Below are 13,598 nucleotides of genomic sequence, written 5' to 3' on the forward strand. Positions count from 1 at the left end.
CATCATGGCGAAGAACAGCGCAAGGGACATCGAGGTCACGGCCTTCGCCACGCATCAGGTCATCACGCAGCCCAACCCGCTGCGCAAGGTCATGCGCCGAGTCGAAGAGAAGGACATGGACGATCCGGTCGGCCGCGCCGAGCAGGCGCTCGCGGGCCTCTCCAGCGAGTTCAATGACTGGATGGCGACCGAGGTCGCCCGGCTGTCGGCCGCTTACGTCGCCGTCCGGCACGACGGCTTCAGCAAGGACAGGCGCGACGAGCTGTTTCGCGCCGCGCACGACATCAAGGGCGATGCCGCGACCTTCGGCTACCCGGCGGCGGCGGGAATTGCCGAGAGCCTGTGCCGCGTCATCGAGCACGCCCCCGACCTCGAGAAGGTGCCGGCCGAGCTGTTCACGCACCACATCAACGCCATCCTCGCCATCGTGCACGAGAACACCAAGCTCGACAGCATCAGCGTCTCCGCCGAGCTCAGCCGTCGCCTGCGCAAGGTCGCCGACGACTATCTCGCCCACGTCAATCGCGACCGCCCCGAGCATCTCGAGGCGATCCTGGCGCCGAGCATCGTGCCCGCGGCATAAGGGCCCGACTTTCTCCTCGCGTCGTTACTAGCGTAGCGAAGCAATCCGGACTGTCCCCACCGAGGGATTCTGCATTGCTTCGCTGCGCTCGCAATGACGGAGTTTGTATCTTCCGGCCTGCCCCATCGCAGACTTTGTATTATGCCGCGATCAGATCGCCGTATACCGGGTCGATCGCCTCGTACGCGGCGAGCTCGTCGCAGAACAGCCTCGCCTCGTCGCGCGCGGATTCGGTGGCGAAGCGGCGCAGCAGGACCATCAGCGGTTCGGTCGCGCCGTGGTCGGTCTCGCAATGGGTGAGCACGCGCTCGACCATGCGGCGGCGCAGCCGCGCCGCGCCGTCGTCGGTATCGACAAAACCTTGCTCGTGGCAGGCATCGAGCGCGACCTGGAACGCCGCAAACGTCGCCTCGGGAAGGCCGGCGCGTCGGAGCAGCGCGTGCAGGCTGCTGCCGCCCCGATCGTGCAGCAGCGCGGACACGCGCGCCAGCGGCAGGTCGGCGAGTTCGGCCAGGGCCGCGTCGAACAGGTCGAGATTGCTCGACAGCAGCGCGCGCAGGATAAGCCCCGCGGTGAGCTGGCCGGTGATGCGCAGGTGGCGCACCAGACCCTGCATGTCCTCGCCGCGCGAGCGCGCCGCGATGTTCATGGTGGAGCGGTCACGCGCCTCGATCGCGATGCGCTCGGCTCGATCCGCGCTCAGCCAGTTCCGCGCCACGACGAACTGCGCCAGTGTCTCGGAGAGTTTTGCCACCAGCGCGGCGCGCGTGGCAGACGGCAGATCCTCCAGCACCAGCATCGCCTCGCGGATCGCGGCAAGATGGCCGTGACGCTCGACGATACGGTCCCATGAGAACGGCGCGAGCTCGGCGTGGGGATTTTCGATCAGCTCGAGCGCAGCCGCCGCGCAGCCGACTTCGGCGATGGCGGCGCAGACGGAAACCGGTAGCGCGATGCGGCGCGCGACCGCGCATTGCACCTCGTCGTTGCCGGTCGCGACGATATCGACGAGATCGGCGTCGATCAGCAGCGGAGAATGTTCGAGCACGGGCAGCGCGACGGTCGGCTGGTCCGCCGACAGCGCCCGCACGATCGATGCCGGCGCGTCGGTGCTGCGCGCGAACGCCTCGGCCATCGCCTGCCGCACCAGCGGCGAGGGATCGTCGAGCAGCATCAGCAGCGCGCCTTCGGCGGCGATGCGGTCGTCTGTGGAAAGATCCGAGATCAGCCAGGCCCGGGCCAACGCCCGTGTTGCCTCGGCCCGCTCGCCGGCGGGCGCCGTCCTGATCCAATTGATGAACTGCCGAACAATCATGGGGCTTCCGGCTTACGCAACCCAACGAAAACGGTGACGGCTTGTCACCCGCAACACAAAATAAACCACGACGCTTAACAAAGCGTTCACCATAACTGGCTGGTTTTATTGACGTTTTGTTAAGGGAACAAAAGCGCTTTCACTGGCCCGGCTCGGTCCCGCGGTGCCTGCGAGACGAGAGCATGGACTAGCTTGAGAACGTCCCGCTGCGATCGCTGAAGAGGTCGAGCGGCTGCGGCGGCCGCACATCCGGCGTCGCTGATGCGGCCGCGGTGAGCGAGGCATTGTTGCCCCACAATGTCTGCACGGTCGTCGAGACCGGCTGCGTGGCATCGCCGGGCTGATAGATCGAGCGAAACGCCGGCGTGCTCGGCGCATTGTCCGCGACCGTCGTCGACGACACCGCGCTGACGGGCGTCACGGCGCGCGTGTTCGGAAAGGTCTGGAGATAGGCGGCATTGTCGATCACCGGCGCTGCAGGCTGCACGCCGTTGGCACTTGCGACCTGCGTGGTCGACGGAGCGCCGCCGTACATGGCCATCGCGCTTCGGGTGGTCTTCGAATTTGCCGCACTGGCGTAGCGCGCGTCCAGCACCGAATAGACCTCGGACACGCTGCGCGCGCGGCCGTCCTTGGCGTAGAAGATCGAGCGATTGGCGGATGCAGCGTTGGGAAACAACCGCGCGCCGACCGCTTGCGGATTGTCCTCGGCATTGGCGATCAATTTCGCCGCGCCTCCGACGCCCATGAAATGCGCCATGTAGAGTTCGCTGTCGCTCGGCCTGCGGCCGAGCAGCCCGGTGAGCTTGAAGCTGTTCGACTGCGTCAGCGCTGCCGCCATGCTGGAGGCCGCTTCCGGATCGTCGCGCAGCTTCATGATCGACCGCTTCATGGCGGGATCATCGACGGTGTAGCCACCCGACGAGGTCCTGGAGATGGCGTCGGAATAATTGCCGTAGCCGAGCTGGGTGCCAGCCTCCTTCACCGTGCCGAGCCAGGTCTGGTCGATGAACTGGTAGAGCCCGTGCGCCGACGAGGTAGTGGCTCCCGCCGCGGCATCGAAATCCGATTCCATCTTGGCGGTGGTCAGCATGTACTGGAAGCTGACGCCGGTGATGTTCGAGGCCTGCTTGATCGCACCGGCGACGCGGGCCCGCGACGGATCGAGAACCGCCGTCTGAGAGGCACTGGAATTGTCGACCGACATGATGAAGTGCCCGCCCCGCGCGGCGTTGAGAGCGCCGGCAATTCGGCGCCTGTCGTCTCACCGTGGGACAGGTATGGTTAATGCGGGGTTAACTCGGCTCTCGCCCCCGTTCCGGGCGCTCGAAGCACGAACCCGGATGACGGCAGGGCTATTTCTTGTAGACCACGTCCGGATCGAACAGCCTGCCCGCATCGACAAAGACAAGCCTGGCACCGCCGCCATCAGCCTCGACCTTGCGATAGAAGCATGACCGGCGCCCGGTATGACATGCCGCGCCGATCTGCTCGACCCGTAGCCAGACTGCATCCTGGTCGCAATCGGTGCGGATCTCGACCACGCGCTGGGTCTGACCCGAGGTCTCACCTTTTCGCCACAAGGCATTGCGCGAACGGCTGAAGTACCAAGCTTCGCCGGTCGCAATCGTCTTGCGCAGCGCCTCATCATTCATGTGGGCAACCATCAGCACGTCGCCGGTAGCGACGTCGGTCGCAACGACCGTCACGAGGCCGCTTGCGTCGAACCGCGGCAGGAAGGAAAGCCCTTCCTCGGTCTCATGGGAGTGAGCGGACACAGTAACCTCGCCAATTTATTCGCGAGGTCAGCGCTGCAGGCCTCGCACGAGGGACAGGAAGCGGGCCTGCTCCGCCGGATTGTCGCGGAACATTCCGGTGAATCGGCTGGTGAAGGTGGAGGCGCCATGCTTGGCGACGCCGCGCACCGACATGCAGGTATGCTCGGCTTCGATCAGCACGGCAACGCCGCGGGGCTTCAGCACCTCATCAATGGCGGCCGCGATCTGCGCGGTCAGATGCTCCTGGGTCTGGAGCCTGCGGGCGAAGATGTCGGTCAGGCGGGCAAGCTTGGACAGGCCGACCACGCGTTCCACCGGCGTGTAGGCGATGTGCGCCTTGCCGTAGAACGGCATCATGTGATGCTCGCACTGCGAGGTGAACTCGATGTCGCGCACCAGCACGAAATCGTCGTAGCCGGCGGTCTCGCCGAACGTGCGGTCGAGCACCTCGGCCGGACACTGGTGGTAGCCCTGATAGAGTTCGTCGAAAGCCTCGACCACGCGACGCGGCGTGTCCAGCAAGCCTTCGCGCTGGGTGTTCTCGCCGATATAGGCGAGCAGCGTCTTGACCGCCTGCTCGGCTTCGGCGCGCGCGGGGCGCGGCTGGTCGGCGCGGACGGCGGCGGCGAGGAATTCGGCAGGATCAAGCTCCGCGGGGCGGCCCTCGGTCTGCTTGTCGGAAGGTTTGTTGGGGCGGATGGATTTGATTGCAGCGTCCATATCGACTCCGTTCGACGGCCTTGCGGCCGGAGTGTCACCGGCAGACGGGGCGGCGAAGCCGCCGGACGCCTGAACAGAACAATATCGGCGAAAAAGGCCTGCTGGTAACGCCAGCCGCGAGGTTCTGGATCACCGCCGGCACGCCGCTGGACTGTTTTTCCGCCAGTTCCGTCCCTATATAGGACCGTGGACGCCGCCCGCCAAGGCCGATCGGGCGAGGAAGTGCTGGACTCCATCACATGCTGAACGACATCTATAACAAGCGGATCATCGAGCTGGCCGGGAATATTCCGCGCCTCGGGCGGCTGTCGGATCCCGACGCCACTGCGACCGCCCACTCCAAATTGTGTGGCTCGACCGTGAAGATCGACCTCAAGATGGAGGGCGACAGGGTCACGGACTTCGCGCACGACGTGAAGGCCTGCGCGCTGGGACAGGCCTCCTCATCCATCATGGCAAGTCACGTGGTCGGCTCGACTGCGAGTGAACTCCGTGAGTTACGCGAAACCGTTCGCAAGATGCTGAAGGAGAACGGCTTGCCTCCTCAAGGCAAATGGGAAGAGATCAAGTTCCTCGAGCCGGTTCGCGACTACAAGGCGCGCCATGCCTCGACGCTCCTGACCTTCGATGCCGTGGTCGATGCCATCGGCCAGATCGAGGCGAAGGCCAGGCAGCCGGCCTCGGCACAAAGCTGATTCCGGGGGCGTCGCTTCACAGCGACCGAAAATGAAATCAGGGGTCTGAGGCTACTTCTGGGACGCTGCACCCGGCGTCGCCACCACGCCACCCGTCGGCACCAGGGCTTCCGCCGTCTTGGTCGACTTGGCCGGCTGCTCCGGTTCCGAACCGAACCTGGCCTGCGTCTTCGGTGCAAGCTCCACCATGGCCGGGGCGGAGATATCCACATGGGGCAGCACGTCGGCCACGAGATCGGTCGTCACGAGATTGGTGAGCTTGAGCTCGCCGGTGTCGAGCTCGTGCAGATCTTCCCACGGCGGGATGCTGAGCGCGAGCGACAGCAGGTCGCCGGCGCCGCCCATGTCGAAGGTGTATTTGGCAAGCCGGCCGATGTCGCGCTCAACGATCATCAGGTCCTGCGCGCTGTAGCTCGCCGCCTTGGCGTCGTCGGCGCGATCGCCCATCCAGATCTGGTGGACCCGCACATGCGCCGCCTCCGGCACGTAGCGCTTCTTGCCGGCCAGCAGCAGGAACACGCACATGGATTCGCAATAGGCCTCAGGCGCGACCGCCGCACGGACCGTCTGCCCGCCGCGGCTCTGAACGCTGACCCCGACCGTGGTCAGAAGTCCGAGATTGCGGAAGCGGCGGCCGAGCGTGATGGCGTCGTTGACGGAACCGCCGCTGGAATCGAGCACCACGGTGGCGCCGCCGAGCTGGCGTCCACGCGAAAACTCCTCGAAATCTCTGGGCGTATCAGCGGTGATGATGCCGACCGCGCTGACCCAACCGCGGCAATTCGGCTCGCAGGCGATCCAGTTGAACTTCATCGGCAGCTTGCGCTCTTCGAGGGCAGCACCGGCTCGGGCTGACGACCCGAGTGTCGCGACGGCGCCAGCCAACACGACTCCACAAGCGGCGGTTCCCACCAGCAACCAGCCGCGAAGATTGAGCGACTTCAGAAGTTTCAAACTGGTCCCTTCCCCAAGCCCCAAGCTTTAAGCCCAAGCCTTTAAGTTCGAGCCGATTCAGGCAAGTCCCGCTCTGACGTTCCAGTGAGTCTCACATGAACGTCACAAAAATGGTATCCGTGGGAATACAGATCGTCCATAGGTACTTGCTGCACTGCTCCCAAAAACCATGCAAAATATGGCGTGCAAACAACAGCTTAAGGTTCCCTGCGCCGGAACCGCGCAAAACCTCGCCCACGATCGCAGCAAAGCGCCCATGAAGCATTCAGCCTGCGAGCATTGCTCCAATCCCGTCGCGGGTGCGCTCCGGCTGCCGCGCAGATTCGGCCGCGCTCTGATCTGGCTCTACCGCCACACGCTCTCGCCGCTGGTTGGCTACAATTGCCGGCACCTGCCGACCTGCTCGGTCTATGGCGACGAGGCGATCGAGCGGTTCGGACTGTGGGCCGGCGGCTGGATGACGCTCGCGCGCCTGCTCCGCTGCAACCCCTTCGGCACCTCGGGCATCGACAACGTGCCCCTGATCGCGCCACCCGGTGCACGCTGGTACTTGCCCTGGCGTTACGGCCGGTGGCGCGGAGTCAACGCCGCGTAAGCATGCTGCAGTGCTTTGCGCATGCTTACGCGGCGTTGAGTGGAACCTGAACTCACCGCTCGCATTGTTCTGATGCTCCCCCGGGAGGAAACAACAATGCGCTGGAAAATCAGCCCTCATTTCCGCCTCAGGCCTGGCCCAAATCTCGGCTCCAGGGGGCATCACGACCCCAGGACCCTCGACATGCTCGCCATCATCGCGCTGCTGGTGCTGGTTGTCGGTTCCGGCTGGTATCTGGCGATGAGCTTGGCCACGCCGCCAAGCACGACGGCGTTCATCGTGCCAAGCCAGAGCGTGCACTGGTAGGCCAGACGTCAGAGATCCAGCACCAGCCGATCAGCGTCCGATCCGCCGACGCAGACCATGAGATAGCGTTCGCGCTCGTACGGCGACAGGATGCGGTCGCGGTGTAGGGGCTTGCCCTCGAGCCACCCCACCTTGCAGGCACCGCAGATGCCGCCGCAGCACGACGTCGCGATGTCGACACCTGCTTCCTGCAAGGCGGCCAGCATGCTCTGGCCCGCGCGAACCGGGATTTCGGTTCCCGAGCGCGCCAGAGCCAACGTGAACGGCTTCGCGTCGGGGTCGACGGCCGGTGGCTTCGCGACGAAGCGCTCGATATGAACATTCGCCGCCGGCCACGCTGCGGTCACGCGCTCGAAATCGCCGATCATGCTTTCCGGCCCGCAGCAGGCCACCAGCGTCTCGGCTGCGCTCTCCCCAACCAGCGCCGCAAGATCCGGACGTCCTCCCCGGGACGTGCAATGCACGACGATGCGACCTTGATCGATCAAGGGCGCCAGGTGAGACGCAAGCGGCACCTCCTCGCGCACGATCAGATGCAGCGTGAAGTCGGCATCCCCCGTTCGTGCGAGGTGCCGCGCCATCGACAGGAACGGCGTCACGCCAATGCCGCCTGCGACGAACACATGGCGCGCAATCTGCCCGCCCGGCTCCAGCCCGCCGCGCGGCAGCGAGACGCCGATGACCTCGCCAATCCTGATCTCGTCGTGAAGCGTACGCGAGCCGCCGCGTCCATCGGTCTCGCGCTTCACCGCGATGACATAGCGCGTGTTGTCGGCGGGCTCGTTGCACAGCGAATAGGTGCGGACGAGACCGTTCGGCAGGTGCAGATCGATATGCGCTCCGGGCTTGAAGGGCGGCAATTCCCATTGATCGGGATCCGTCAGCGTGAACAGCTTTATCCCGGCGCCAGCCTCTTCGATGCCGGCGACCACCGTCTTGATCGTCGTGATCGGACGCAACTTCATGCTGCGTTCCGCACGGTGTCGCCGAGCCTGACGGTGCCCCCTTGCAGGATCCTGCAGTTGAGGCCCGAGCGATTGATCAGGGGATCGAAGATCGCCTTGCCGGTGATCTCCTCGATGTGCCGGCACGGCACCGACAACCGGGTCGCTTCCAGCAAGGTCTCGCCCAGCCAGAAGCGGCGCCCGACCAGATGGTTCAGCGGCACGCCCTCGACCGTCACGTTGCGGCGGTGCTCTTCGGGGCCGAGCTCGATGCCGGCATCACGCTTGAGCGCGATCAGCGTCTCGAGCTCGAACAGGGTGACCTGGCGGCCCTCCTCGGGCTTGTGCGAGTAAAAACCTTCCTCGCGGCCGACCATGTAGCGGTCGCCTTCAATCCCTCTGCCGGCAACAAGCGTGATCGATTCCGCTGCGCGCATCGGCAGGAACGCGCGCGGGGCAAGATGAAGGAAGCGGACCACGCCGGTCCAGCCGAGCTGTGCTGCGCCGCTCTGCGCCGGGCCGGCGCTGAAAGTATCAAGCATGACAATTTCCCCTCGAGAGGCGATGGGCGCGCCGCAACAAGCGGCGCGCCGCTGGATCAGGTCAGTTCCTTGTTCGCCATCTCCGGCGCAAACGCGGTCGCGGTCGCGGTGACGACGGCGCAGGCGATCAGCAGCAGCGACACCGGCCAGGTTGCACCGCCGCTCCAGGCCATCAGAGAGGCCGCAATCAGCGGCGTCAACCCGCCGCTGAGGGCCGCGCCGACCTGAAACCCGAGCGAGGCGCCGCTGTAGCGCAGCCGCGCGGAGAAAAGCTCGGAGTACCAGGGCGCGCCGATGCCGAACATCACCATCTGGCCGAAGGTGATCGCGATCACGATGGTGCAGACGACGATGGTGGGATTGCGGGTGTCGAGCAGCCAGAACAGCGGGAAGGCAAATAACGCCGAGAACAGGCAGCTCGCATAGAACATCGACTTGCGTCCGAGGAGATCGGACAGCCAGCCGAATAAGGGAATGGCGATCAGCGCAACCAGCGAGGCGGCGAACGCGCCGTTCAGCACCACCGAGCGCGACAGGCCGAGATTGGCGGTGGCGTACGACATCACGAACACGCCGCCGATGCTGGCATAGGCGATCTCCGAAATCTTCAGTCCGACCGCGGTAAAGAAGGGCCTGCGATGGTGCTTGAAGATCTCCACCACCGGCAGGCTCGCGACCTCCTTCTTGGCCTGGACCTGACGGAAGGCGGCGGTCTCCTCCATGTTGAGGCGGATGTAGAGGCCGACGCCGACCAGCAGGATCGACAGCAGGAAAGGAATGCGCCAGCCGTAAGCCATGAACTCGCTTTCCGGCAGGCTCGCCACCAGCGCGAACATGCCGATCGCGGCGAGATTGCCGATGGGATTGCCGACTTGCACCATGCTGCCGAGCAGGCCGCGGCGATGCGTCGGACAATTCTCGACCACCATCAGCACCGCCCCGCCCCATTCGCCGCCGAGGCCGATGCCCTGGAGAAAACGCAGGCCGATCAGGAGCAACGGCGCCGCGATGCCGATCTGCTGATAGGTCGGAAGCAGGCCGATCAGGAAGGTGCCGATGCCCATCACCATGATCGTGATCGCGAGCATCGCCTTGCGGCCGACCCGGTCGCCGTAGTGGCCGAAGATTGCCGCACCCAGCGGCCGCGCCAGGAACCCGACCGCATAGGTGCCGAAGGCCGCGATGGTGGCGAGCGTGGGGTTGCCCGCGGCGAAGAAGACCTTGTTGAAGACCAGCGCGGTCGCCGTGCCATAGATCAAAAAGTCGTACCATTCGACCGCGGTGCCGATCACGCTCGACCACACGATCCGTCGCAAGCTCGCCGCTTCGTCCGGCGCTACATTCAGGGTGACGTCGTCTGCTACGGTCATCGATCTCTCCAAAAAGTACCGGCGCCAGGGAAAGCAGTTGGTTCTGTCCGTGGAGCCCATCGGCAGCCAAGGCGGTAAAATCGATCATGTTTACTGTTGGAAATCAACGACGCAGAACGCGGCAGATGCTGCGGATCGCGGCAATACGCATCATTTGCACCATTTTTCGGCGATCTTCTGCAAAATACCAGCCTGTCTGCTCACAATATCCGCGGCTGTGCTCGAAATTTCTGCGCATAAGTTTTCCATTGGAATACAGGTGTCGGGGGACCCGCGCCCGCGGTGCGGACCGCCGGGCTGGCAGTCGGCCGGCATCTGTTGCAAAAGAGGCATCAGCAGTTCAGGAGACTCATGCGTGCTTGACGTCAGCAAAGCGACAGCCGTCGGGGCCAATATCCGTCAGGCGCGGATCGCCAAGGGCCTGACGCTGGATCAACTCGCCAGGCAGAGCGACCTCACGCGCGGCTACATTTCGCTGGTCGAACGCAACCTGAAGATCCCCTCGCTCGCAGCGCTGCTGCGGATGGCGGCCGCGCTCGAGGTCAATGTCGCGAACTTCTTCGACCCGAACGCCGAGCCCGCACCGCGCTATACGCTGTTCCGCCGCGAAGGCGGCAACGTGCCGCTGTTTCAGGACACGTTCGGCGTGGTCCCGCTGGCGACCGGCCGCACCCGCAAGATGATGGAGCCGTTCCTCCTCAGCCCGCCGCACAAATCGGCGACGCGCGCCTCGCATGCAGGCGAGGAACTGCTGTTCGTCGTCAACGGCAAGATTGCGATCAAGCTCGACGGCGAAGATCTCGTCCTCGGCAAGGGCGACTGCCTGTACTTCTCAGGCGAGACCCCTCACGAGGTCAGGAGCCTCGGCCGGCAGAAGGCCGAGGTTCTGGTCGTCGTGGCCCAGAGCCCGGTGGGCTGACGTCGGCGAGTTCTACCGTAACCAGAAAAAGCGTGCCGGCGGCGGCACCGGTTCGGGCGGACGCGGCCGCTTCGGACGCTGTGGTTTGGGCGCCGGTTCGGCGGATGAGGTGGTCTCCGCACCCGGCGTCGTCTCGGACCCCGGCACCCTCACCGACAGCAACAGGTTCGACTCGTGCATGCGCCAGCGGTAGCCGACGCCGAAATCGATCGGCTGGGCGCGCGTGAACAGCTCGGCGTAACGCTCCTGGTAGCGGCCGGGGAATTCATTGATCGGTCCGAGGTAGCGGCCGAACGGGAAGAACCGCCACTGCCGCGTATTGTAGTTCGCGAGCGGAATGCCGGAATCGTCCTGGATGATGGTCGCACTGTTGGCGAGCAGCCAGTCGCGCGCGACGGTGAAGTTGCCGGAGTGCAAGAGATAGGACGCACTCTTGATCAGGCTGTTGCCGGGACCGAGCGTCCCGCAGAACTTCAGGAAGCCCGCCGCGCGCGCACCTGGGTTGGAAAGATCGGTCGAGAAATAATACAGCGTGCGCGCTTCGCCGTCGCTGCCGGCGAAGGTGATACGGGCGCCGCGCGTCGCGTTCGGTCCCGGATTGTCGTTGCCGACATGGATCCCGCCCTTGTCGTCGAGCGCGACCATCTCGACATTGCGGATGGTCTTGCCGGAGCGAACCAGGAAGACATAGAGGATCGGCAAGGTGCCGTTGACCTGGTTGGTGTGCAAATCGACCTTCATCTGCTTGGTGATGAAGAAGGAAAAGCTCAGGATCGAGCCGAGCGAGCGCTCAACATTGTAGAGCGCGGCACCGACCGAGCCGCGCGGCAGCCGTGTCAGGTCGGGCACCGCGCCGACCGGCTCCAGCGCGCCGAGCACATAAGTGCTCGCCTTGGAATAGAAGGCATTGGCATAGAGGAAATCCGGACCGCTGAACATGTAGAACATGGTCGGACGGGGTGCGGCCAGGTTGACGTCGGCCCAGCTCCGGATCTTCGAGAGCTGGCGCTGCTCGAGCTGGGCGAAGGCGCCATCGAAGAATTTCGCGTGGCGCTGCCAGCCCGGATCCTTCGTGAGTGGCACCAGCGGCGAATCCGCCGAAGGCTGCATGCCCGCAAGGAAGCGCGCGGAGTCATCGAAGGTTGCGTCGGCGGCGTGCACGGACGAGGCGGCCGCAGCCAGCAGGGCGAGAGCGACGGCCGCAATTCTCATGGGTCGAAACATGTCTATTCGCGATTGTGTGACGTGCCGGCGGCGACCGGCCGCCTGCGGAAAACGGCATAAATCAACAGGCCCGAGAGCATGACGAGCATCCCCGCCAGCGACTGCACCGGCCGCTCGGTCAACAGGTAGTACATCATGAACGCGGTCACGAGCAGGAAAATGAGCGGCGTGAACGGGTATCCCCAGGCGTGATAGGGCCGCGGCAGGTCGGGATCGGTGATGCGCAGCTTGATGACGCCGGCGACCGTGAAGAACGAGCAGAACAAGAGCGCGAACTGGATGAAGTCGAGCACCGCCTCGAAGCTGCGCGTGAACAGCAGCAGATTGGCGACCGCGAGCTGAAACAGGATGGCATAGGCTGGCGCACCGCCCACCGATCGCTTCGAGAACACGCGCAGGGCCGGAATATCCTCCCCCATCGTCATCATCACCCGCGGACCGATCCACATCATCGCGCTTATGGAGGAGATCAGGCCAAAACAGATCATCGCGCCGACGATCCGACCGCCGAGGCCGCCGAAGATGGCGCTGCCGGCGACGCTGGCGACGTCGAGCTGGCCGGCGAGTGAGCTGACCGGCGTGGAATAGAGAAACACCGCATTGAGCACGACATAGAGGACGAGCACGATCAGCGTGCCTGCGAGCAGCGCGCGCGGCAGGTCCCGCTGCGGCATGTTCATCTCGCCGATGATGTAGGTCGCGGCATTCCACCCCGAAAACGAGTACATCACGAAGACCAGCCCGATCGCGAAAGGCGCGCTGACGATGTGCGCGAGGTCGCCGGGCTGCGGCGTAAAGGCGATCGGCTGCGGCACGCCGATGATGAAGCCCGCGACAAGAAAGGCGACGATCAGCACGACCTTCAGGATGGTCGAGATCAACTGGAAGATCGAGGAGTGCCTGACGCCGGTCAGTTGCACCAGCGACACCAGCCACACCACGCCGATGGCGAGCGGGATCGGCGGCAGATCGGGCACGACCGACTTGGCATATTCGCCGAAGGCCATCGCGGCGAGCGCGACCGGCGCCGCAAAGCCGACCGTCGCCGAGACCCAGCCTGCGAGGAAGCCGAAGGCGGGGTGATAGGCGCGGCCGAGGAAATTGTACTCGCCGCTCGAGCGCGGAAACATCGCCCCGAGCTCGCTGTAGGAGAACACCCCGCACAGCGCGACGATGCCGCCGACGGTCCACAGCAACAGGATCGAGAAGCCGGACGGGATGTCCTTGACCTGGAAACCGAGGCTGGTGAAGACGCCGACCCCGATCATGTCGGCAACGACGATGGCGGTTGCGACCAGAACGGAAACCCCGGAGCCGCTTCCGGTCAGCCGGCCAGTCCAGGGCGGCGTACCCGCATCTGATGCCGTCATCGGGGTCCTCAACCTCAGGCGTACGCCTCGTGGGAGCATCGTGCAGTTTGGTCCAGTCAATTCAAGCAGGGTTAACAAGGGTTAAATGAGGCGGGCCGGATAGGTATTCAAACACCCCTTGCGCATGGCCTCGGGCAATAAACCCGCGCAAGCATCGGAGAAGCCCGTTTTCCTTCCCCACAATCAGGACACGATTGCGTGGTCCTTTTGAGCGTTCCGGATGTGGGGAAGTTTGTCCGGACACTTAACGTCGCCTAAACGCCCGTCGGCTCAATTAGCCTAA

Annotated in this window: 15 protein-coding genes; 5 read left to right on the forward strand and 10 right to left on the reverse strand. The window is 64.7% G+C overall.

All coding sequences use genetic code 11. The annotated features are described in order from the left end of the window. Positions 1-4: 4 nt before the first annotated feature. Positions 5-583 carry an Hpt domain-containing protein gene (locus OC450_RS29265; RefSeq protein WP_262049154.1) on the forward strand — a complete coding sequence of 193 codons (579 nt, stop codon included), beginning with the start codon at positions 5-7 and terminating at the stop codon, positions 581-583. A 139-nt stretch (positions 584-722) separates the two neighbouring features. Here the strand turns inward: OC450_RS29265 and OC450_RS29270 are convergent, their stop codons facing one another. The 4 genes from OC450_RS29270 to folE form a co-directional block, all read right to left on the reverse strand. Continuing rightward, a complete protein-coding gene (locus tag OC450_RS29270; protein ID WP_262049155.1) occupies positions 723-1,898 on the reverse strand; it encodes a DUF2336 domain-containing protein in 1,176 nt (391 codons plus the stop codon). A 187-nt stretch (positions 1,899-2,085) separates the two neighbouring features. Beyond that, the gene (locus tag OC450_RS29275; protein ID WP_211386933.1) at positions 2,086-3,147 is read right to left on the reverse strand and encodes a lytic transglycosylase domain-containing protein; all 1,062 of its coding nucleotides are present in this window, start codon (positions 3,145-3,147) and stop codon (positions 2,086-2,088) included. 106 nt (positions 3,148-3,253) lie between these two features. After that, on the reverse strand, positions 3,254-3,676 hold the full coding sequence (gene hisI, locus OC450_RS29280; protein ID WP_211386860.1) for a phosphoribosyl-AMP cyclohydrolase: 423 nt from the start codon (positions 3,674-3,676) through the stop codon (positions 3,254-3,256). Between the two features lie 27 nt (positions 3,677-3,703). Further along, complete coding sequence (folE, locus tag OC450_RS29285; protein WP_211386859.1) at positions 3,704-4,396, reverse strand: GTP cyclohydrolase I FolE; 693 nt, start codon at positions 4,394-4,396, stop codon at positions 3,704-3,706. 239 nt (positions 4,397-4,635) lie between these two features. On the opposite strand from folE, the gene OC450_RS29290 reads away from it, so the two are divergent. Beyond that, the gene (locus tag OC450_RS29290; RefSeq protein WP_211386858.1) at positions 4,636-5,091 is read left to right on the forward strand and encodes an iron-sulfur cluster assembly scaffold protein; all 456 of its coding nucleotides are present in this window, start codon (positions 4,636-4,638) and stop codon (positions 5,089-5,091) included. Between the two features lie 51 nt (positions 5,092-5,142). Here OC450_RS29290 and OC450_RS29295 read toward each other — a convergent pair whose 3' ends face one another. Further along, positions 5,143-6,045, reverse strand: a complete 903-nt coding sequence (locus OC450_RS29295; RefSeq protein ID WP_211386857.1) for a hypothetical protein — start codon at positions 6,043-6,045, stop codon at positions 5,143-5,145. Between the two features lie 256 nt (positions 6,046-6,301). Here OC450_RS29295 and yidD point away from each other — a divergent pair, with 256 nt between their 5' ends. Then, entirely contained in the window at positions 6,302-6,640 is a 339-nt protein-coding gene (gene yidD, locus OC450_RS29300; protein WP_262049156.1) for a membrane protein insertion efficiency factor YidD, read from the forward strand. A gap of 96 nt (positions 6,641-6,736) precedes the next feature. Continuing rightward, positions 6,737-6,946 carry a hypothetical protein gene (locus tag OC450_RS29305; protein ID WP_262049157.1) on the forward strand — a complete coding sequence of 70 codons (210 nt, stop codon included), beginning with the start codon at positions 6,737-6,739 and terminating at the stop codon, positions 6,944-6,946. A gap of 8 nt (positions 6,947-6,954) precedes the next feature. On the opposite strand, the gene OC450_RS29310 is transcribed toward OC450_RS29305, so the two are convergent. From OC450_RS29310 to OC450_RS29320, 3 genes are read right to left on the reverse strand one after another with little or no spacing between them, the layout of a single operon-like run. Then, positions 6,955-7,911, reverse strand: coding sequence for a PDR/VanB family oxidoreductase (locus OC450_RS29310; protein WP_262049158.1), 957 nt, complete (start codon positions 7,909-7,911; stop codon positions 6,955-6,957). Further along, positions 7,908-8,432, reverse strand: a complete 525-nt coding sequence (locus tag OC450_RS29315) for an MOSC domain-containing protein (protein ID WP_262049159.1) — start codon at positions 8,430-8,432, stop codon at positions 7,908-7,910. Before OC450_RS29315 ends, OC450_RS29310 begins: the two co-directional genes overlap by 4 nt. A gap of 56 nt (positions 8,433-8,488) precedes the next feature. Further along, positions 8,489-9,802: an MFS transporter gene (locus tag OC450_RS29320; protein ID WP_262049160.1), complete on the reverse strand. Its 1,314-nt coding sequence runs from the start codon at positions 9,800-9,802 to the stop codon at positions 8,489-8,491. A 355-nt stretch (positions 9,803-10,157) separates the two neighbouring features. Between OC450_RS29320 and OC450_RS29325 the strand changes: the two genes are divergently transcribed. Then, positions 10,158-10,721, forward strand: a complete 564-nt coding sequence (locus OC450_RS29325) for a helix-turn-helix domain-containing protein (RefSeq protein ID WP_211386851.1) — start codon at positions 10,158-10,160, stop codon at positions 10,719-10,721. Positions 10,722-10,733: 12 nt separating this feature from the next. Here OC450_RS29325 and OC450_RS29330 read toward each other — a convergent pair whose 3' ends face one another. After that, positions 10,734-11,933: a hypothetical protein gene (locus OC450_RS29330; protein WP_249129605.1), complete on the reverse strand. Its 1,200-nt coding sequence runs from the start codon at positions 11,931-11,933 to the stop codon at positions 10,734-10,736. A gap of 14 nt (positions 11,934-11,947) precedes the next feature. Continuing rightward, on the reverse strand, positions 11,948-13,315 hold the full coding sequence (locus OC450_RS29335) for an APC family permease (RefSeq protein ID WP_262049161.1): 1,368 nt from the start codon (positions 13,313-13,315) through the stop codon (positions 11,948-11,950). Positions 13,316-13,598 lie beyond the last annotated feature (283 nt).

Origin of the sequence: Bradyrhizobium sp. Bra78 (assembly GCF_024519855.1) — a bacterium.
Taxonomy (GTDB): Bacteria; Pseudomonadota; Alphaproteobacteria; order Rhizobiales; family Xanthobacteraceae; genus Bradyrhizobium; species Bradyrhizobium japonicum_G.